Source organism: Chitinophaga sp. 22308 (assembly GCF_052045305.1).
Taxonomy (GTDB): Bacteria; Bacteroidota; Bacteroidia; order Chitinophagales; family Chitinophagaceae; genus Chitinophaga; species Chitinophaga varians_A.
In genome coordinates this window covers 171,767-190,597 of the sequence record NZ_JBQEOP010000006.1, presented here as the reverse complement: position 1 = coordinate 190,597, position 18,831 = coordinate 171,767, and the positions used below count along the sequence as shown (strand labels likewise).

The 18,831-nt window shown below is 50.6% G+C and carries 20 protein-coding genes; 14 read left to right on the top strand and 6 right to left on the bottom strand.

Features of this window, described 5'->3' with window-relative positions:
- The first annotated feature begins 10 nt into the window (after positions 1 to 10).
- The 3 genes from ACTJJS_RS24605 to ACTJJS_RS24595 all read left to right on the top strand — a co-directional run bounded on the left by ACTJJS_RS24605 (position 11) and on the right by ACTJJS_RS24595 (position 4,260).
- Positions 11 to 1,858, top strand: a complete 1,848-nt coding sequence (locus ACTJJS_RS24605) for a cellulase family glycosylhydrolase (RefSeq protein ID WP_440665778.1) — start codon at positions 11 to 13, stop codon at positions 1,856 to 1,858.
- A 33-nt stretch (positions 1,859 to 1,891) separates the two neighbouring features.
- Positions 1,892 to 3,538 carry an alpha-L-fucosidase gene (locus ACTJJS_RS24600; RefSeq protein ID WP_440665776.1) on the top strand — a complete coding sequence of 549 codons (1,647 nt, stop codon included), beginning with the start codon at positions 1,892 to 1,894 and terminating at the stop codon, positions 3,536 to 3,538.
- Positions 3,539 to 3,732: 194 nt separating this feature from the next.
- The gene (locus tag ACTJJS_RS24595) at positions 3,733 to 4,260 is read left to right on the top strand and encodes a hypothetical protein (RefSeq protein WP_440665774.1); all 528 of its coding nucleotides are present in this window, start codon (positions 3,733 to 3,735) and stop codon (positions 4,258 to 4,260) included.
- A 77-nt stretch (positions 4,261 to 4,337) separates the two neighbouring features.
- On the opposite strand, the gene ACTJJS_RS24590 is transcribed toward ACTJJS_RS24595, so the two are convergent.
- The 3 genes from ACTJJS_RS24590 to ACTJJS_RS24580 are packed head-to-tail and all read right to left on the bottom strand — an operon-like array spanning position 4,338 to position 6,573.
- Positions 4,338 to 5,201, bottom strand: a complete 864-nt coding sequence (locus ACTJJS_RS24590; protein ID WP_440665772.1) for an NmrA/HSCARG family protein — start codon at positions 5,199 to 5,201, stop codon at positions 4,338 to 4,340.
- A 55-nt stretch (positions 5,202 to 5,256) separates the two neighbouring features.
- A complete protein-coding gene (locus tag ACTJJS_RS24585) occupies positions 5,257 to 6,048 on the bottom strand; it encodes a helix-turn-helix domain-containing protein (protein WP_343746337.1) in 792 nt (263 codons plus the stop codon).
- A 33-nt stretch (positions 6,049 to 6,081) separates the two neighbouring features.
- Complete coding sequence (locus ACTJJS_RS24580) at positions 6,082 to 6,573, bottom strand: hypothetical protein (protein WP_440665770.1); 492 nt, start codon at positions 6,571 to 6,573, stop codon at positions 6,082 to 6,084.
- A gap of 221 nt (positions 6,574 to 6,794) precedes the next feature.
- Between ACTJJS_RS24580 and ACTJJS_RS24575 the strand changes: the two genes are divergently transcribed.
- The 8 genes from ACTJJS_RS24575 to ACTJJS_RS24540 all read left to right on the top strand — a co-directional run bounded on the left by ACTJJS_RS24575 (position 6,795) and on the right by ACTJJS_RS24540 (position 12,182).
- Entirely contained in the window at positions 6,795 to 7,427 is a 633-nt protein-coding gene (locus tag ACTJJS_RS24575; protein ID WP_343746339.1) for an SCO family protein, read from the top strand.
- Positions 7,424 to 7,789 carry a hypothetical protein gene (locus tag ACTJJS_RS24570; protein ID WP_440665768.1) on the top strand — a complete coding sequence of 122 codons (366 nt, stop codon included), beginning with the start codon at positions 7,424 to 7,426 and terminating at the stop codon, positions 7,787 to 7,789. The genes ACTJJS_RS24575 and ACTJJS_RS24570 overlap by 4 nt, the downstream gene beginning before the upstream one ends.
- A gap of 48 nt (positions 7,790 to 7,837) precedes the next feature.
- A complete protein-coding gene (locus tag ACTJJS_RS24565) occupies positions 7,838 to 8,698 on the top strand; it encodes a helix-turn-helix domain-containing protein (protein ID WP_440665766.1) in 861 nt (286 codons plus the stop codon).
- Positions 8,699 to 8,714: 16 nt separating this feature from the next.
- On the top strand, positions 8,715 to 8,867 hold the full coding sequence (locus ACTJJS_RS24560; protein ID WP_440665764.1) for a hypothetical protein: 153 nt from the start codon (positions 8,715 to 8,717) through the stop codon (positions 8,865 to 8,867).
- Between the two features lie 14 nt (positions 8,868 to 8,881).
- Positions 8,882 to 9,016: a hypothetical protein gene (locus ACTJJS_RS24555; protein WP_262888829.1), complete on the top strand. Its 135-nt coding sequence runs from the start codon at positions 8,882 to 8,884 to the stop codon at positions 9,014 to 9,016.
- Between the two features lie 187 nt (positions 9,017 to 9,203).
- Positions 9,204 to 10,661 (top strand): c-type cytochrome, encoded by a 1,458-nt coding sequence (locus ACTJJS_RS24550; protein ID WP_440665762.1) that lies wholly within the window; start codon positions 9,204 to 9,206, stop codon positions 10,659 to 10,661.
- 27 nt (positions 10,662 to 10,688) lie between these two features.
- A complete protein-coding gene (locus tag ACTJJS_RS24545; protein WP_440665760.1) occupies positions 10,689 to 12,032 on the top strand; it encodes a c-type cytochrome in 1,344 nt (447 codons plus the stop codon).
- Positions 12,033 to 12,038: 6 nt separating this feature from the next.
- On the top strand, positions 12,039 to 12,182 hold the full coding sequence (locus tag ACTJJS_RS24540; protein WP_168874806.1) for a hypothetical protein: 144 nt from the start codon (positions 12,039 to 12,041) through the stop codon (positions 12,180 to 12,182).
- A 64-nt stretch (positions 12,183 to 12,246) separates the two neighbouring features.
- Here ACTJJS_RS24540 and ACTJJS_RS24535 read toward each other — a convergent pair whose 3' ends face one another.
- The 3 genes from ACTJJS_RS24535 to ACTJJS_RS24525 form a co-directional block, all read right to left on the bottom strand.
- Positions 12,247 to 14,031: a DUF885 domain-containing protein gene (locus tag ACTJJS_RS24535; protein WP_440665758.1), complete on the bottom strand. Its 1,785-nt coding sequence runs from the start codon at positions 14,029 to 14,031 to the stop codon at positions 12,247 to 12,249.
- Positions 14,028 to 14,522, bottom strand: coding sequence for a GNAT family N-acetyltransferase (locus ACTJJS_RS24530; protein WP_440665756.1), 495 nt, complete (start codon positions 14,520 to 14,522; stop codon positions 14,028 to 14,030). Before ACTJJS_RS24530 ends, ACTJJS_RS24535 begins: the two co-directional genes overlap by 4 nt.
- A gap of 63 nt (positions 14,523 to 14,585) precedes the next feature.
- Complete coding sequence (locus ACTJJS_RS24525; RefSeq protein WP_440665754.1) at positions 14,586 to 15,392, bottom strand: helix-turn-helix domain-containing protein; 807 nt, start codon at positions 15,390 to 15,392, stop codon at positions 14,586 to 14,588.
- A gap of 155 nt (positions 15,393 to 15,547) precedes the next feature.
- On the opposite strand from ACTJJS_RS24525, the gene ACTJJS_RS24520 reads away from it, so the two are divergent.
- The 3 genes from ACTJJS_RS24520 to ACTJJS_RS24510 all read left to right on the top strand — a co-directional run bounded on the left by ACTJJS_RS24520 (position 15,548) and on the right by ACTJJS_RS24510 (position 18,788).
- Positions 15,548 to 16,771 carry a family 16 glycosylhydrolase gene (locus ACTJJS_RS24520; RefSeq protein WP_440665752.1) on the top strand — a complete coding sequence of 408 codons (1,224 nt, stop codon included), beginning with the start codon at positions 15,548 to 15,550 and terminating at the stop codon, positions 16,769 to 16,771.
- A gap of 213 nt (positions 16,772 to 16,984) precedes the next feature.
- On the top strand, positions 16,985 to 17,386 hold the full coding sequence (locus ACTJJS_RS24515; RefSeq protein WP_440665750.1) for a nuclease A inhibitor family protein: 402 nt from the start codon (positions 16,985 to 16,987) through the stop codon (positions 17,384 to 17,386).
- 46 nt (positions 17,387 to 17,432) lie between these two features.
- Positions 17,433 to 18,788 carry a DNA/RNA non-specific endonuclease gene (locus tag ACTJJS_RS24510; RefSeq protein WP_440665749.1) on the top strand — a complete coding sequence of 452 codons (1,356 nt, stop codon included), beginning with the start codon at positions 17,433 to 17,435 and terminating at the stop codon, positions 18,786 to 18,788.
- Positions 18,789 to 18,831: the final 43 nt, after the last annotated feature.

Sequence of the window (18,831 nt, the reverse complement as noted above, 5' to 3'; positions counted from 1 at the left end):
CCGTTTTATTATGCCACGTTCAAATGTTAAACACTACATTAAGAGTTGCATGCGCATAGCGATGCAACTGCTGCTACTTCTTTTTGCGGGCCTGCAACTGTCGGCCCAATTGCCCACGGCACAGTCTATTGCCAGTAAAATGAAAATGGGCTGGAACCTGGGGAACACGCTGGAAGCCATTTGTGGGGAAAACGCATGGGGCGGCGCTGTCACACAAGCCACTATCGATGCCGTGAAAGCGTCCGGGTTTAATACCGTCCGGCTGCCCGTTTCCTGGGACTGCCACAGCACCAACGGTGTGATAGATCCGGCCTGGATGGCCCGCGTAAAAGAGGTGGTGGACTACTGCATGCGCGACAGCCTGTATGTCATCGTCAACATCCATTGGGACAACGGCTGGCTGGAAAATAACGTCACCCCGGCGGCACAGCAACAGGTAAATGCCAAACAGCAGAACTATTGGACGCAGATCGCCAACGCTTTTAAAAACTATAATGAACATCTGTTGTTTGCCAGTGCCAATGAGCCGGCTGTCAACGATGCCACAGGCATGTCTGTATTGTTGTCTTACCATCAGACATTTGTCAACGCCGTACGGGCCACCGGCGGCAACAACAGTTCCCGTACACTGATCGTTCAGGGGCCCAGCACCAACATCGACAAGACGAACACGCTGATGAACACCCTGCCTACTGACCCCATCGCCAACCGGCTGATGATGGAGATACACTACTACGATCCTTCCCAATTTGCGATCATCACACAGGATGAATCCTGGGGCAAAATGTTCTACTACTGGGGTGCCAACTACCATTCCTCTACGGACACCTACCGGAACGCCACCTGGGGAGAGGAGAGTTATATGGACTCGGAGCTGAGCCTCATGAAAACGAAATTCATTGATAAAGGGATACCCGTGATCATCGGGGAGTTTGCCGCCGTGAAAAGAACGCTCAGCCCACCGTCCGACCAGTTGCTGCACGAGGCTTCCCGGCAGCATTTCTACGATTACCTCGTACGTTCCGCAAGAGCCAAAGGGCTTATTCCTATCTACTGGGACATCAACAAACAGTTGTACGACCGGGCCACCGGTGTGATACTGGACCAGGAAACCATTTCCACGCTCATGCAGGCCGCCGGCAATACGCCCGGTTATGTGAGGCTGGCAAACCGCGCTACCGGCCTGCTGGCAGACGGCATCTACAGAAACACCAACGGCGCCAATGCAGGGCAATGGGCCAACAGCGGCAGCGATGCGCAGCAGTGGACCGTAGAGGCGGCCGATGGCTACGTACGCCTGAAAAACCGTGCTACCGGCCTGTACCTCGATGGGATGGGCAGAACGGCTGACGGATCTGTGGCGGGGCAGTGGGCCTTCAGCAGCAGTTACAACCAGCAGTGGAAGCTGGAATCGACAGGCAGTTACATCAAACTGAAAAACCGCGCTACAGGGCTGTACCTTGACGGCCTGGGACAAACGGCCAACGGGGCTGACCTGGCGCAGTGGTCCGGCAGTAGCAGCAACAACCAGCAATGGACCATGACGGCAGTCGCATTGCCCGCAGCAGCGATGGCCGCAACAACTACATCCGCCGGTATTGCGCCTTCACAGGCAAATGACCTGAACGTATATCCGAACCCGTTTACCGCCACTTTCAGCGTGAAGGCGGACAAACAGGATAAAATAGAGAGTATCACTATTATCGATGCTTCCGGAAAAATAGTGGAAGCAAAAGCCCATCCGTCGGCTTCGGACCTTTTGTCTATGGGCGCCACGCTAAAAACAGGCAGCTACATTGTAGTGGCAAAAGGACGGGGATGGACCAAAAAAAGTAAGGTGGTCAAAATCATCAAATAACGGAAACTTTTTAACAGAGAAAACTTTGTCATCATGAATAGGAGAGATCTTATCAAATACCTGGGAATGACTGTCCCGGCTTATTTGTTATCTAAACAGGCAGGCGCATCAATGATCGGACAGCCGGCCCCGTATGCAGCCCCCGGGCCTTTTACCGCCAGCTGGGATTCGCTGCAGCAGTACACTGTGCCGGAATGGTACCGCAATGCCAAGTTCGGCATATGGGCCCACTGGGGCCCGCAATGCGAGCCGGAGTATGGCGACTGGTACGCACGTAACATGTATATGGAAGGAAGCGACCAGTACAAATACCACCTCCAAAAGTATGGGCATCCTTCCAAATTTGGTTTTAAGGATGTGATCCATCAGTGGAAAGCCGAACAGTGGGACCCGGAACATTTGGTGTCATTATACAAAAGGGCAGGGGCAAAATACTTTTTTGCCATGGCCAACCACCACGATAACCTCGATCTCTGGAACTCCCGTCACCATGCATGGAACGCGGTGAACGTAGGACCTAAAAAAGATCTTATCGGCGGCTGGGCGAAAGCCGCGCGCAATAACGGCCTGCCTTTCGGTGTGAGCATACATGCGGCCCATGCCTGGACATGGCTCGAAGTGTCGCGGAGGGCAGATAAAAACGGTCCGCTTGCCGGAGTGCCATATGATGGCAAACTAACGAAGGCGGACGGCAAAGGCGCCTGGTGGGAAGGACTGGACCCGCAGTTACTCTATGCACAGGACCATCCGCTGGGCAAAGACAGCGAAGATAATAACGCCATCTTCCGCCAGTGGGACTGGAGCAATGGAGCCGCAGCGCCTTCAAAGGCATACTGCGACCAGTTCCTGAAAAGGACCATCGACCTGATAGACCGCTACGAACCGGAGCTGGTTTATTTTGATGATACCATACTGCCGCTGTACCCGGTCAGCGACGTAGGACTGCAAATAGCCGCCTATCATTACAACAAAAGCATCAAACGTAATAAAGGTAAACTGCATGCGGTACTCAACGGGAAAGTATTGAACGAAATGCAGCGTAAATGCATGGTATGGGACATCGAGCGAGGACAGAGCAATGTCATTGAACCTTTCACCTGGCAAACAGATACGTGTATCGGCGGATGGCATTATGACAAGCGGTTTTATGAAGGCAAATGGTATAAGTCCGGCAAAACCGTTATCCAGACGCTGGCAGACATAGTAAGCAAAAACGGGAACCTCCTGCTCAATATCCCGGTGAAAGGCAACGGCACCATCGATGACCAGGAGAAAGCCATCCTGGAAGAAATAGCTGCCTGGATGGCCGTCAATGCGGAATGTATATTTGATACCAGGCCGTGGAAGGTACTGGGAGAAGGCCCTGCACTGGAAAATGTAGCACCTATTGCGGCCCAGGGTTTCAACGAAGGCAAAGGTAAACCGTATGCCGCCGGGGACATTCGCTTCACCGCCAAAGGCGATGTGCTGTACGCCATTTTGCTGGGCTGGCCTGACGATGGTAAGATGAAAATAAAAAGCCTCGCGGCCGGAAGCTCATTAAGGCCTGAAAAAATCAACCGCATTGATTTGCTGGGCGGCGGTGAGTTGAGTTTTCAGCAACAGGCAGATGCTTTGGAGGTCGTATTGCCGGAAAACAAGTCTGCTTTTCCTTATGCAGCAGTTTTGAAGATCAGGTAATAGCTGTTGAAATAAAAAACAAAAACCGCGCCTCCACAGAGCGCGGTTTTTGTTTTTTCAGTTATAGCCAGGCCCTGGCTGTAAATAACCGTATGAACTAATACGACATTTGTAGATAAAGAGAAGAGGTTTGTAACGAAGTAGGTTCTATGGCCTATCTTTGGCATCCGAATGCTAAAACCATCAGTAGAAACATGAAATTATTCGTTCTTTGCACCACCATGCTGGTCGCCTTGTTTGCTTTCCATCCTTTGTCCGCGCAGCAAAGCGGCCCTTCTTTAACCGTAAAAAAACTGTTTACCTTGCTGGACAACCCCAAAAGCCTGATCAATAAGGAAGACGAATGTTTCAAGGAGGTGGACGGCATGGATATCCTGAAGTTGAATAAACCGTATATCAGGGTGTATTTAAACAATCTTAAAAATACCGGGCTGTTTTCATCCGCTTATCTGTCGGAAAAGGAAAAATACTACCAGCAAATGGAAAAGGACATTGCAAAGGATGGATATGCCACTGGAAGGGATTGTGACGAATATACCGCCAGCCAGGACCCGCCGGAGTATAAGGAAATACTGGCCGCCTTGCAAAAAACAGCACCGGTGGTGACCGGCAATACAGCCACTATTACGCTGCGTTTTAAAAGCATTCCTGGTTACAAGCTGGTCTACAAACTGGTCAAAGTCAATAACGACTGGCTCATTGATAGTTTCAATTCAAAATAAGCCTGCCTGAAAGGAATATAAATAAAGCACAGCGCCCGGTACTATACCGGGCGCTGTGCTTTATAGTTTAATGCTGTTTACTGGCTGATTTTTCTCGCGCCGGTCTTTTTCAGCCATGCTTCAAACGTGAGCAGGGCGGGATGTATGCGCCGCAGGCTTTCCTCGTCCGCTCTGGTGGCCTTGCCGGAGTTGAGGAACTCATAGCCCCGGGCAAACCGTGGATTGAGTTGCCGCAGCGTTTCCATGGGAAGCAGTTGGTATGTGATGTTCAGGCCGGTGGCCGAGCTCATGGCGGCTGCTATTTGTACGGGCGTTAAGGTGTCACCGGACAATTCAAGGATGTTGTGATTGAAGGTTTCGGGTTGCCTGAAGGCCATGGCCGCCAATTGGCCGATATCTTCCAGCGCAATCAGCTGCATTTGTGTGGTAGGCAGCGCTGCGGTGGTAAAGGTCGTGCCTTGCAGCCCGAATCGTGGGTCCAGGAAATTTTCCATGAAGGAGGCGGGCCGCAGTATGGTATAAGACAAGCCGAGCTCCCGGATATACTTTTCCACGATGGCCTTTTCCGTTTGCATGCCGGTTAGCGCCGCCTGGTCTGTCCCGATGGCGGAGCTATAGACCAGGTGCGCCACCTGGTGCGCTTTTGCTGCATCGGCGATATTTTTTCCGGCCTGTACTTCGTCCTGGTCCATGGCTAACGGCCCCGGATGTACGTTAAATACGCCGTAAACATCTTCCATGGCCTGGTCCACAGATACCCGGTCGGCCAGATCGCCTTTTTTCATTTCCACGCCCAGCGCCGTCAGTTCCTGTGCGGCGGCGCTGGCGGTATCGCGGGTAAAGCCACGTACCAGCCATCCTTCGGCCAGTAGTACACGGGCTACGGCGCCGCCCTGCTGGCCTGTGGCGCCGACTACCAAAATACGTTTCCTGTTTTGCATACAAACAATCTAGTTTATTGGCAAAACTATCGCGGGCGCAGGGTTTGGAATTGTATCATACCGACATCTTCTGCTGCGGGGAACAGCACAGCCGGAAGTTTTTGGGACTGACGCCGGTAAGCCGTTTAAAGTCGGAAATAAAATGGGACTGGTCAAAATAACCCGCGAGAAGCGCGATGTCTGTCAGCCGCCGGGAGGGATGGGCGGCAATAAGTGTTTTGGCCCTTTCAAAACGGGACACGCGCAGAAAACGGCTGATGCTGATGCCGATGTACCGCTTGAAATTCCGTTCTATCTGCCGTTCGCTCAGCGGAAGAGCTTTCAGCTGTCGGAACGGAGACCCGTCCACCTCATTTCTGATACTGTCGGCCAGATCAAAAATAAGCTGATGCGATGCATGTGGGGCGGTGAACCGCTGCAGTAAAAACGTTTCAAACATATTCACCCGCGCGGCAAAAGGCAAAGGCTGTAACTGTTCATATAAGTGGTGTAGGCTGCTTCCGAAAATATCTTCCCCTGCCACGGGGCCGCTGCTCAGCTCCTGCATGGACTGCCGGGTAAACACACTTAAGCCGTATGGGGTGAAGCTGACGAAAAATTTATCTGCGGAAGCGGAGTGACTGGCAACAGGACTGAAGCGGACCATCTTGTCTTTTACGCCCAGCAATCCCGTTTTCAAAGGCTGCCCGTCGTAAAAGGTGGCCTGATCAAAATCCATCAGGAAAGAAGTGCTTAACCGGGAATAGATGGATTTAAACAATACGCCGGTACCATCCAGTTGAGCGAAGTACTCAACATAAGGCGCTAACAGCGGATGATGCGGTTTTGCAAACTGGTAGTTATACATGGCCGGCTTGTTTTATGGATGACGCTCTACAGCTTATCGCATGGGGGCATACATCGGCGAATAAAAGGGTGAATAGCCGGGATAGCTGCCTCTGCCTACGCCAATGCTGCCTGAGATAGAAAACGTCCTGTCATTGTTGATATACATGACGCCTATTTTCGCATCTGAATATGCACCAAAGTGATTCGTCTGCATGAAGCCACTGTTCTTGTTGATGGCTGGTTGATACGGAACATTGTTATACCGGAAAACAGCAGGCGTCACCGATACGCCGCCAAAGGCAAACAGGTTATTGGTCAGCTGACGGTTGAGCTGTAAGCCCAGCGGCACCGACATAAAAGAACTGCTGCCGCCGTTAAAGGCGATAAAGCCGGTAGAGATGCTGGCATATTTTGTGGTGAACCATTTCTTATGGATGTTGCTGGTGTCGGTTGCGCGTTGAGGATACCCGAAAGCCGGAGCTGTCTGCGCTTTGGCAGCCATGCCCGACATTAAAACAGCCGCTAATAAGATTGTCCGTAACATATCGATAAAGGTAAGCATCCTTTTTTAATTAAAATGCTAACAACATCTTAATATGCGGGGTGTTAACCGGGTTGTTATATTATACTTTATCTGTAATTGTTTAACAGTCACCTTATTCTAAATTATTGTCCGCTCTATTTGCAATACTTTTATGGCTTAGCATATAACTTTGCAGCACCGGTGATATATCACCGGGCAAAGCGTAAAAATATGTTGAGCGTATGAGAGTTGTTATGTCGTTGCTGTTGTGCATGCTGCTGATCAGCGCCTGCCGGCAGACAGAAAAAAGACTGCCTTACCTGGGCACGCCCATCGTGACCGAACATTTCGTGAACGGCCATACCGTTTACGACTCCGCCTATCCGGTCATACCGGCTTTTTCGCTGACAGACCAGGACAGCCTGACCGTAACACAGCAGACATTCAACGGGAAAATATATGTGGCGGACTTTATCTTCCTGTCATGCCCTACTATCTGCCCCACCATGAACGACAACATGCTGCAGGTGTATCATCATTTTAAAAACGAAGACCGGGTAAATTTCCTCTCGCATAGCATTGATCCGAAGAACGATACCATCCCCCGGCTGAAAGCCTATGCGAAAAGCCTGCATATCACAGACAACAAATGGCGGTTCGTGACCGGCAACCAGGACACTGTTTTCCGGCTGGCGGAAAAAGGCTATTATGCCGCCGCGGCCAAAGACAGTACCGCGCCGGGCAACTACATCCATAGCGGAGGTTTCTTCCTGATCGATAAACAACGGCATATCCGGGGCATGTACAACGGCACTGACAAGGAAGCGATGCAACACTTGGTCCGTGACATTGAAACCCTGTTAAAAGAAGGTTGAAGAAGATACTGACCATATGGCTGCTGGGGATCATACTGGTCCAAAGTACAGGCAACTGCTGGATCATCGCGGCATTTTACCTGAACAGGAACCGCATTGCCCGGGACCTGTGCATCAACAGGTTTGAACAGATACCGGTTTGCCGCGGCATTTGTTACCTGCAACAGAAACTAACGGAAAATGAACATCAGCCGGAACAGGCGCCTGAATTTAAACACAAGGAAGTACTGCTGTTTTTTGAACCGGTGGCCACGCCGGTCATCGGGATGTCAGCTGACCACCAGCGGCCATCCTGTAGGTATATATCTCCCTATTTCCCCACCGTCCACCTGCACGAGGTCTTTAAACCCCCCGTCTGTTAACGTCACGACTAAACGCCCGATTAACATTATCCATCTTTTTATGTGCTTATGAAAACAGAAGAAATAGCTGTTTTGTCCGTGAGCATGTTTCAGGGAGGTAGTGAATATTGCTGGGTGGGCGATCTCGAACATCTGCTGGAAAAATTTCCCCTGCTGGAATTTCCCAACAAACGACGTTTTTATGTATTGATGATCATAGAAAGCGCCCAGGGCACTGCTGTTATTGATGGCAACAGCCTGCGGCTCGACCACCCAAAGATTATCTGTATCAACCCCGGAAGCATATTCAGCCTGGAAATAAACCGTAAGGCAAAAGGGACGATGCTGTGTTTTACAGAAGACTTTTTCTCCATCAGGTATAACAATAACGCCCTGTCCAATTTCACCTTCCTGGAAAGGGAATATGGCAGTTACGTGAGACTGACGGAAGAAAAAGCCCGGGAGTGGGAACAGCTGTCCGCCTTTATGAAAGGCGAATATACCGGGCAGCAGAAAGGGGCAGACAGTGTGCTCAGGTCTTTTCTGAATATTATGTTGTGTAAGCTGGACCGTGAGTTTTCACACGTAGTGCCGCTGATGAAGAAAAACACTTACGAAGAAAAGATCAAACAGTTCAGATCATTGCTGGACGAACATTTTGTAGCACACAAAACACCTGCTTTTTACGCTTCCAGGTTAAATATCACGACCAACTACCTGAACAAGCTATGCGGAAAATACCATGGCGTGTCCACTGGTGAACTGATAAGAAAACGGATCACGATTGAAGCCCAGCGGCTCTTGCATTATACGGTACTGCCTATTGCAGATATCGCCAAGCAGCTGGAATTTGAAAGTGTGTCTTACTTTATTACTTTTTTTAAAAGAAGCGTGGGCACCACGCCGGAAAATTTTCGAAAGAACCATTAACTAAAAAACTTCATGTATGCTGAAAGATACCAATGAGGTGCTGAAAAGTAACGAACGGAAATTCAACCTCAGCAGAAGGATGCTGAAGGCGGTGTTATTATTGTTGATTTTGCTGATCGTCATATTGCAGTTTGACCATCTCGCTGCTTTGCTGAAAAATATTTTTTAAATGCTTTTTGTGCTATGAAACTTACACATTTTTTATCGAGATATATTGACCCTGAGAACAGGAATGTGATCGATGCGGTGATATGGACCAACAGGATAGCGCTGGTGCTGCTGTTTTGTTGCCTGGTACTGCTGCTGGTCCGCATATAGCCGTTCCCGATAGTGCCGGAAATTGATATTGTTGTCATTAAAATCCGTATCGGCACTATCTTTTTTCTAATCTTTTATTTATTAAATCAGCAAAAGCCGGCTTGTTTCCTGAAACTTCCGGCTTTTCTGTTTCTTTGCTTTTATCCGCCACCAGTCTAGCTTTGCAGTGTATTAAAAGTATTGCTGCATGGATTTTCCAATGTTTCATCTGGACTGGCTCAATGACCGGTTTCTGATAGCGATGATCGCTATTGTGCACGTATTTATCAATCATGGATTGGCTGTCGGGTTTATTCCGTATATCACCTGGCTGGAGCAGAAAGGGGTGAAGATGGCGGGCCCGTCTGCCATTACCGATGCGGAATGGGACCACCTGGTGTACCGTAAAATGAAAGTCGCCTTTATTATCACCACCACTTTAGGGGCTATGACAGGCGTAGGCATCTGGTTCTCCGCCGGTTTGATCAGTCCTTCGTCCATCGGCAGTCTTATCCGGGTGTTTTATTTTGCCTGGTTTGTGGAGTGGCTGACGTTTGTGACGGAGGTGGTATTGATCATGATATATTTTCTTACCTGGAAACAGAGCAATCAATCGTTGAAAGCCAAAATCAGGCATATCCGTTTCGGTTGGTTCCTGTCCATTTTCTCCTGGATCACGATGTGTATCATCGTTTCCATACTTGGGTTTATGATGGACCCGGGCAACTGGAATACCGACCATTCGCTGATCAGCGGTTTCACCAATCCTATTTACCTGCCGCAGCTGTTTTTCCGTACGCCCACGGCCATGGTGCTGGGCGGTGTGTTCGGTATGTTGCTCACCACCATTTTTGCAAACCGGAATGCCACCTGGCGAAGCACGGCGTTGAAGTATGGCGCACGGTGGGTATTGTGCTGGGCGCCGGTTTCACTGGTGGCCGCCATTATCTATTACAAAGCAATGCCTGCTGCCATGCGCGAGAATATGAGTACGGCCGTAGGCACTATGGAGTTCGCGCAATATTATGACCTGCTGCGGTACATCATTCCGGGAGCGGTGTCGCTGGTGGTGATACTGGGCATATGGACGTTGTTCCGTCCGCGTTCTGTCCGCATGTGGATGGTACTGGTGCCCTGCGTGGCAGCTTTTGGTTTTCTGGGGATTTTTGAGCGGGTACGGGAGTTTATTCGTAAGCCTTATGTCATCGGGGGGTACATGTATTCCAATCTGTTAAGGGAAGAGGATTATCCCCTGTTTAAACGCGACGGGCTGCTGAAATACGCCACCTACGCCGCAGCAGGCAGGGTGACGCCGGAAAACAGGCTGAGTGCCGGGAGGGACGTATTTATGCTGTCCTGCAGCCGCTGCCATACCACCAACGGCATCAATTCCATCGTGTATGTTTTTGAAAGGCTTTATGGCGCCGGTAAACCGCTGGATGAAAACTCTATGGCGGCATATATTCCCAATATGCATAACGGCCGGACCTATATGCCTCCCTTTCCGGGGAATAAAGAAGAACTCGGCGCGCTGGTAGCCTATATTAAACATCTTCAGCTGACAGGCGAAGCCCTGGAAGGCGCCCAGGCAGCGGGAGTCAGCATTAACCCTGAAAACACTACCGACCGCATTGAGCAAACAGCTGATTCGGCACAATCGAAATAATAATCACTGATGTCTTACAATTATTCCATGAATCGCATGTTAACGTTATTGCAGTCCGCAACCCCTGTTCCAAGGGATATTCCATTGCCGCTTCCATTGCCGGAATGGCTGCTGGTGATATTGCTGGTTGTTTCATTTCTGGCCCATATCCTTTTTGTGAACCTGATGCTGGGAGGTTCTTTACTCACTTTATGGGCCCAGGTGAAGGGATTGAAAGAGAAAGAGTATGATACGCTGGCCTATGAAATCGCCAAAACCATTACCGTCAATAAAAGTTTGGCGGTAGTGCTGGGCGTGGCCCCGCTGCTGAGCATCAACGTGCTTTACACCGTTTATTTTTATTCCGCCAATGCTTTGACCGGCCTGATGTGGATCGCGATCATACCGTTGGTAACTGCCGCTTTTCTGCTCACGTACCTGCATAAATACGCCTGGCACAAGCTGGAGAACAGTAAAGGGCTGCATATTTCTATTCTTGCTTTGGCGGTGGTGATCTTCCTTTTTATTCCGCTGATTTTCCTGACGAATATCAACCTCATGTTGTTCCCGGAGAAATGGGGCACCGTCAAGGGGTTTATGAGCGCGCTGACGCTGCCGAACGTATTTCCGCGGTACTTACATTTTTTGGGCGCCTCGCTGGCCATCACGGGCTTGTTCCTGTTCTGGTACCTGGGGAGAAAACGCTATGCTTTTGAAACACGTTTCAGTGCCATTACCCGGTATGATATCCTGAAACGCATGTACAGCCTGACGTTGGGTGTTTCCGTGTTCCAGTTTGTGCTGGGGCCACTGGTGTTAATGACATTGCCGGCCAAGGGAGTGCAATGGAACCTGATCATTGTTATTTTGTGCGGGGCCACGGCCGCTTTGCCTGCCATGTACTGGATGTGGAAAGGGATCACCGGCAAACCGGAAGAGATAAGCGCCAATTTTGGAAAGGTGGTGACAGCTATGACGCTGACCGTATTGCTGATGGCCAGTGGTAGGCATGTGTACCGGTCTAACGCGCTGGCGCCCCATAAAAAACTGATGGCCGAAAAGACGAAAGCGTTTGAGCGGTTGTCTGCGGAGGCGAGGGCACATCCGGAGGAGGAGGGCGCATCCGCAGCTGCAACAGCAGGTGGGCCCATACCTCCCGGTGCGGCCGTTTTCCAGGCTAATTGCGCTTCCTGCCATAAAAAAGAAGGACGGCTGGTAGGTCCGCCGGTAACGGAAATGGTCAGCATTTACCAGGGCGACCAGCCGGGGCTGAAAAAATGGATACGCCAACCGGGAAAGAAGCGGGAAGGATATCCGCAGATGCCGGGCTTTCCACAACTCTCTGAACAGGAACTGACGATATTGACCGACTATATTTTATCTGTTAAATAATCACCCATGTTATCTGCGTTCTTTATTATATCGATTGTATTGTTGCTGTTCTGGATACTAAGGCAACTGATACTGGTTTCTACCAATATTCTGTATTTATCAAAAGATGATGAACTGGCGAAAGCGGGTGATGCAAGGGACACAGCATAAAAACAGGAAAGGCGGGAAGATAGCTTCCCACCTTGTTATCAACTTTGCTTGATTATTGCTAAAACTATCTTTGGTAATGCGCCGCCCAGTTGTCCATATATTTTTCCAGCACCTGCAGTGGCATATCGCCATAGGCCAACAGGGCGTCGTGGAAGTCGCGCAGATTGAATCTTGCGCCCAGTCGCGCTGCCAGTTTATCCCGTAATGCTTTTAACCTTATTTCGCCCGTTTTATAAGACAATGCCTGTCCGGGCATGGCCATATAACGTTCTACTTCTGCGGTGGCGATGGCCTTGCTGACGGATTCATTGGCCATCATATAGTCGATGGCTTCTTCGCGGGTCATTTTACCGGTATGGATGGCCACGTCCAGCACCAGCCGGATAGCGCGATGGACCTCGTTGTTGAGCGCCCCCATTTTCTGATAGGCGTCAGTGTAGCAGCCCAGTTGCTCTCCCAATGATTCCACGTACAACGCCCAGCCTTCAAAGTAGGCGCTGAAAGTTGGCTGTCGCCGGAAGGCCGGTATAGCTTTATTTTCCTGTTGCAGGGCTATCTGAAAGTGATGTCCTGGTATGCCTTCATGGATAAAGGTTGCTTCCATGCCATAAAAGGTCACGTTCACCTTACGGGCGTCTGGCACCGGCACATACAGGATGGCCGCCCGTTTTTCAGCGATATTTCCCTTGATATAGAATGGGCCCCCGCTGGCGGCTTCGCGGTATGCTTCCACTCTGCGTACGTCCATGGGCGTTTGTGGCTGGTGGCCAAATAACTGCGGTATGTGTGGCAGTACTTTCTGGTAGATGGCCCGGTAGGCTTCCAGCACTTCTTCCGGCGTTTTGAAAGGCATCAGGCGGGGATTGGTTTTCAGATAGTCAAAGAACCCGGACAAGCTGCCGGTAAAGCCCGTCTGCGTCTTTATTTTTTCCATCTCTGCCCGTATCCTGGCCACTTCAGATAGCCCTGTCCGGTATACTTTCTCCGGTGTGAGGTCCGGCGTGGTGGTAAACGTGTGTACGTAATAGTTATAGATGCGGTCGCCGCCTTTGATGGCGAATAACCCTGCCTTGTCCTGCGCTACGGGCAGGTATTTTTCTTTCAGGTAGCTAGCCAGTTTGGCATAGGCAGGGCGCATTTTTTCTGCGATGACATGGTGGTATAACGTTGTTATCCGTTGTTTGTCGGCGGAAGTAAAGGACGCCGGGAATTTTGACAACGGTTTGTAGAAGATATTTTTAGCGGTGTCTTTTTCCGCCAGGGCTTCCATCTGGGGAATCATCAGTGTCACCAGCGCTTTGGGCAACACTACGCCTGCCTGTATGCCTTTGTTGAAATTGGCGATGCAGGTGTCTGCCCAGTCCATAAAGGCGGTCATGCGTTTGGCCCAGTTCTCATAGTCTTTCACGGTGTTAAACGGCTGGTCGCCGTCGCCGGAGCCAAAAGAGGCCAGTTCCAGCGGCGTGGAGACAAACTGGTTCATCGGCAGGTATTCCAAATGGAGGGACATGCCTTCCAGGGCGGATTGCAACGTGTATGAGAGAATGTCGCAGGAGATCCGGTCACCGGTGTTCAATGCGGCGTTGTCATATTTTTTCAGTTCCCGAAGGTATTTCCGGTAAAATGTTTCTGTGGCGGCGAGGTAAGGCGCAGCGCCTTCGATGGCCAGCCGGTCATCGTACTGGTGAAAACCGGCGGCGGTGGCTTCGGAAGGAAACAGTTGCATCCGTTCTGCGTAGTAGTCATCAAATAACTGCTGCAGCTGTTGGTTGTTTTGTTGTGCCCGGATAGTGGTCGTACATAACAGGGCGGCGATTACCAGCAGGCTGGTCGTTAGTTTCTTCTTCATAATGCGAGTGCTTTTATCATCCATATGCTGCAGCCAAAATGAACGGCGTTGCCCAGAGGCGCAGGCAGATAGGTAAATCCCATTTTTTCATAGAGGGGGATGGCCTGTTCCAGTTCGGGCAGTGTTTCCAGGTATACGTGGGTATATCCGAAAGACCTGGCGGATTGCAGGCATTGCGCGATCAGCTGTTTGCCCAGGCCGAGGCCCCTGGCTTCGGGCAACAGGTACAGTTTCACCAGCTCGCAATGTGCGGGCGGTAGTCCGGGTACGGGGAAGATACCGGCGCCGCCAGCCACGCTGCCGTCTACTTCTACAATCCAGTAAGCGGCATTGGGGATGGCGAAAGCGCTGTATAGTTCATAAAGGTTATTGTCGAAATAGGCGGTGCCGGGTTTGTTGGCATGGAATTCCTCCAGCACCTGTCGTATAATAGTGCCCAGCTGCTGGTTGTCGTCCGGCTGCAGTGGCCTGATTTTACTGATCGCTGTCATGCCGCAAAGCTACCCAGCTGGTGGCAGCTAAAATTGTACGGGATTAACCTTTTGATGTTGTCGTCAGATTTTTCTGTACTGGTTGGGCAGCATGCCGGTGATGCGCCGGAAGGTCTTTGTGAAGTGGGCCTGATCGGTAAACCCGCATTCATAGGCTATATCAGTGAGGGTTACCTGTTCTTTTTTGATGAGGGAGATAGCGCGCTCCACTTTTATTTTCCGGAGATATTCACCTGCGGAGCATCCGAAATAACGGGAGAAATAGCGGGAGATGGTCACCGGGTGAAGGTCCAGCTGTGCTGCCAGAAATGGCAATGACAGCGGGGTGTCCCAGTGGTCGTACATGATATCCCTGATTTTCTCAGTCCATTCCGGATAACAGCGGAAATCTTCCTGGCAGGGCGCGATAAGGTCTACGCACAGCTGGTCCATCGCCATGGCAGACGCTGCATCGTTGAGGTAATGTTCCTTCATGATCCTGACAAGGCCGCTGGTGTTGAGCTGGCACTTGTCGCCGAACATCAGCGACGGTGGAGGATGAGACAGCCCGAAGGTCTCAAAGAAATTACCAGTCAGCTCTATATTAAAAATACGGGTGCCGGGGAGATAGTCAATATTCTGGTGCGCCACGCCGGGATAGTAATAGAGACCGGTGCCGGCATATTGCCTGTCACTTCCGCCTTTTCTTACTTCCTTGCTTCCACCTTCCAGGATATGGGAGAAGTGGGGGTTGGAATGAAAGTGCCAATCGGACGCCATATTGGGCACAAAGGAGGTTTCGCTGGTGATGACAGCGCCAAAAAAACGCTCTTTCACCTTCGTGCCAACGTAAGTGCCTGTTGCAAGCTGAACCGGAATAGAACCTGACATATCCTCTGATTGATCGTTAAAAGTAAAAAAATTATGAGAGCGCACAAAATAGGGGAATGCATTAGCAGCGCATTTGAAATAGTTAAATTGTTATAGCAAGCAACCCGGTCCCGGAAGATTTTGAGCAAATATGTAACCCACAGCATCACCCTGTATTGTTCATCATAATTGTAAATTCCATGAAAACAAAACGTTTATTATTCCACGTTAGCGCGCTCTTGCTGGCCGCTTTAACCTCCTGTAAAAAAGACATGAAAGACAATGGCGCCCAGCCGCCATCGAACAGCAAAACAGCTGTTACAGAGGCTTACCAGCTGGTGTGGTCCGATGAATTCAACGGCAGCAGTGTAGACGGCAATAAATGGCAGTTTGAAACAGGACCCAATACCAGCAACAACGAAAAACAATATTACCAGGCCGCCAACGCAACGGTCAGCAACGGCAACCTGGTGATCACAGCGCGGAAGCAGTCTGTCAACGGATGGCCTTATACGTCTGCCAGGCTCAATACCGCCGGCCGCTTTACCACCAAATACGGGCGCATAGAAGCACGTATCAAGCTGGCTTCCGGGCAGGGACTGTGGCCTGCCTTCTGGATGCTGGGCAATAACATTGGTTCCGTAGGCTGGCCCCAATGCGGTGAAATTGATATTATGGAACAGGTCAATACCAGCAACACCATCTACGGAACCATGCACTGGTTCTCCGGTGGTCATGCCTCTTATGGCGGCACTACCACCACCTCCTTTACGGACTATCACGTATATGCGGTAGAGTGGGATGCAGGCGCCATCCGCTGGTACGTGGACGGTGTCAAGTACCACGAGGGCAATATCCTCAATAACATCAACAATACCGGTGCGTTCCACAATCCTTTCTTTATCATCCTTAATCTGGCGGTGGGCGGCGATTTCCCCGGACAGACCATCGACGAAAGCAAGTTGCCCGCCAGCATGTACGTTGACTATGTGCGGGTATACGCTATGACCAATAACAGCGGCAGTGCGCCTATTGGCTCCACCATTTCCATGAAAGGGTTTAACAACGCTTATGTCAGCGGTGAAAACGGTACACAGGCCATGACCTGCAACCGTCCTGACGCACAGGCATGGGAACAGTTCACCGTGGAAGATGCCGGCGGCGGAAAGATAGCCCTGAAAAGCATGGGAAAGTATGTGTCCTCTGAAAACGGGACACAACCTATTACGTGTAACCGTACCAGTGCCAGCGACTGGGAGAAGTTTGACTGGATAGCAAACGCTGATGGCACTTTCTCGCTACGCGGCAATAATGGGCTGTATGTTTCCAGTGAAAACGGAACGCAGCCGATGACCTGTAACAGGGCCACCATATCGGGATGGGAAGCATTCCGTCTTTAATTCAAAAACAGGGGTGATGATATGCCTGTTGAACGGATAATTATCTCTTCGCGGCATGTAAGGAAAAGACCGGATTTTTCCGGCCTTTTCCTTATTTTTATACTTGTTAAATCCTGTTGCCACACCGCAGTGTTTGTCGCAGCCGCACATTAAAGTATTGTTACCATTCTTATCCAGTTGAAAAAGTTTACCCGGAATCGCTAATTTCATCTTATGAGCCAAAATACTTTATTAGAGAACCTAACCACCAAGACCACCGGCATTTTATATTACAGTGAATCGGAGAACCCATTGACCATCGAGTCATGGGGGCATGTTCCGGCAGCTGAAATAACCGGTAAGGTCGCCACCCGGCATCAGGTTGCGCCCAACGTAGTAAAAACCATCAGTTCAGCAGATTTTTTCAACGAAGTAGAGAGAGCACCAGACCCGAACGACGCCCCCATCGTAGAAAACGCACAAAGATTCAAAGCCCTGCATCAATTCCTGAAAGAACATTTTACCGGCATACAGGTAGTCCGGGTGGAAGACGGCACCAGTATTCCGGTGTACATCGTTTGCCATCAGCCGGATGACACCTGCGTAGCGCTGGTGACCACAGCGATAGAGTCGTAAGCCTAATCTCCACATATTACAGAAACCCTTAAAAAAAACCTGAATTATGAGACAATTCATCAGGCATTGTATGATCATTTGCCTGGGCGGTTTATTGTTTTCTGCCTGTAAAAAAGAGGCGGACATCCAGCCCCGGGAAATGGAACAATCACGTTCCACCATTACAGAATCGGTAGTGGTCCTTAATGAAGACTTTGAATCGGGCAGTAAAACAGCTTATGCCATCGGCAATGTAACCCTGAGCAGCGGCTCCTGGACCCTGGACGACGCTTTGATCGGCAATCTGGCTGCCGACCTGAAAAACGGAACTAAATCCGTTCGTATCAGGAACACCGGTAGCATCACCACCAATTTCAGCAGCAGCAGTGCAGCCGGCACCGTTACCGTAACCGTTAAACACGGCACCTACGGCACCGATGCCAACAGCAGCTGGCAACTCTGGACATCCGCCGATAACGGCGCCACCTGGACGCAGCAAGGCAATACCATCACCACTTCCAACAGCCTGCAAACAGCTACTTTCAGCTTCCAGTCAACTGGCAACCTGCGCATCTCTATCCGTAAAACATCCGGCAGCACCAACAGGATCAACATCGACGATGTGAACATCACAGCCGGCAGCACCGGCGGTGGCGGCGGTGGCACCAATCCCGGCGATGACAACAACCTGTTGCTGGGCAACCCCAGCAATGCGCTGGCCGACGTGGCTTCGGAGAACAACTACCTGATGGTGAAACCTTACTATACTTTATCATATAGCCGTGGCCGTGCTACCCCTAACTGGGTGAGCTGGCATATCCAGTCATCTGATCTCGGCAGCATCTCCAGGACCAACGACTTCCGCGCCGACACCGATCTGCCCGCAGGCTGGTACCAGGTGCAGAACAGCAGCTATTCCGGTTCCGGGTTTGACCGCGGCCACAACTGCCCGTCAGCCGACAGAACAGCTACTGCAGATGCCAACTCCGCCACCTTCCTGATGACCAACATGATGCCACAGGCGCCTAACAATAACCAGAAAACCTGGGCCAACCTGGAAAACTATACCCGCGACCTCGTGAAGGCCGGAAACGAAGTATTCGTTATCTGCGGTTCCTACGGCCAGGGCGGTACCGGCTCACTGGGCGGTGTCACCACCACCATCGACAACGGCCATGTGACCGTTCCTTCCAATATATGGAAAGTAGTGGTAGTAATACCTGATGGCAGCAATGACCTAAACAGGATCAATGGTAACACCCGCGTAATTGCCATCAATACGCCCAACAGTAATGATATCAATACCGACTGGACCCAGTATAAAACAACTGTTCGCGACATCGAAAGCGCAACGGGTTATAATTTGCTGTCCAACCTGCGCCCGTCGCTGCAGGACAGCCTGGAAACAAGGATTGATCCGTGAGGACATCTCCAATAGACAAACGAAAAGGCTTGTAAGTAACACT

What these genes read in the sequence shown, in the direction of transcription:
- ACTJJS_RS24510 (WP_440665749.1), top strand. Translation starts at nt 17,433, where the DNA reads ATGAGACAATTCATCAGGCATTGTATGATCATTTGCCTGGGCGGTTTA.
- ACTJJS_RS24595 (WP_440665774.1), top strand. Translation starts at nt 3,733, where the DNA reads ATGAAATTATTCGTTCTTTGCACCACCATGCTGGTCGCCTTGTTTGCT.
- ACTJJS_RS24550 (WP_440665762.1), top strand. Translation starts at nt 9,204, where the DNA reads ATGGATTTTCCAATGTTTCATCTGGACTGGCTCAATGACCGGTTTCTG.
- ACTJJS_RS24580 (WP_440665770.1), bottom strand. Translation starts at nt 6,573, where the DNA reads ATGTTACGGACAATCTTATTAGCGGCTGTTTTAATGTCGGGCATGGCT.
- ACTJJS_RS24585 (WP_343746337.1), bottom strand. Translation starts at nt 6,048, where the DNA reads ATGTATAACTACCAGTTTGCAAAACCGCATCATCCGCTGTTAGCGCCT.
- ACTJJS_RS24555 (WP_262888829.1), top strand. Translation starts at nt 8,882, where the DNA reads ATGAAACTTACACATTTTTTATCGAGATATATTGACCCTGAGAACAGG.
- ACTJJS_RS24515 (WP_440665750.1), top strand. Translation starts at nt 16,985, where the DNA reads ATGAGCCAAAATACTTTATTAGAGAACCTAACCACCAAGACCACCGGC.
- ACTJJS_RS24600 (WP_440665776.1), top strand. Translation starts at nt 1,892, where the DNA reads ATGAATAGGAGAGATCTTATCAAATACCTGGGAATGACTGTCCCGGCT.
- ACTJJS_RS24545 (WP_440665760.1), top strand. Translation starts at nt 10,689, where the DNA reads ATGAATCGCATGTTAACGTTATTGCAGTCCGCAACCCCTGTTCCAAGG.
- ACTJJS_RS24530 (WP_440665756.1), bottom strand. Translation starts at nt 14,522, where the DNA reads ATGACAGCGATCAGTAAAATCAGGCCACTGCAGCCGGACGACAACCAG.
- ACTJJS_RS24540 (WP_168874806.1), top strand. Translation starts at nt 12,039, where the DNA reads ATGTTATCTGCGTTCTTTATTATATCGATTGTATTGTTGCTGTTCTGG.
- ACTJJS_RS24525 (WP_440665754.1), bottom strand. Translation starts at nt 15,392, where the DNA reads ATGTCAGGTTCTATTCCGGTTCAGCTTGCAACAGGCACTTACGTTGGC.
- ACTJJS_RS24605 (WP_440665778.1), top strand. Translation starts at nt 11, where the DNA reads ATGCCACGTTCAAATGTTAAACACTACATTAAGAGTTGCATGCGCATA.
- ACTJJS_RS24575 (WP_343746339.1), top strand. Translation starts at nt 6,795, where the DNA reads ATGAGAGTTGTTATGTCGTTGCTGTTGTGCATGCTGCTGATCAGCGCC.
- ACTJJS_RS24560 (WP_440665764.1), top strand. Translation starts at nt 8,715, where the DNA reads ATGCTGAAAGATACCAATGAGGTGCTGAAAAGTAACGAACGGAAATTC.
- ACTJJS_RS24590 (WP_440665772.1), bottom strand. Translation starts at nt 5,201, where the DNA reads ATGCAAAACAGGAAACGTATTTTGGTAGTCGGCGCCACAGGCCAGCAG.
- ACTJJS_RS24535 (WP_440665758.1), bottom strand. Translation starts at nt 14,031, where the DNA reads ATGAAGAAGAAACTAACGACCAGCCTGCTGGTAATCGCCGCCCTGTTA.
- ACTJJS_RS24565 (WP_440665766.1), top strand. Translation starts at nt 7,838, where the DNA reads ATGAAAACAGAAGAAATAGCTGTTTTGTCCGTGAGCATGTTTCAGGGA.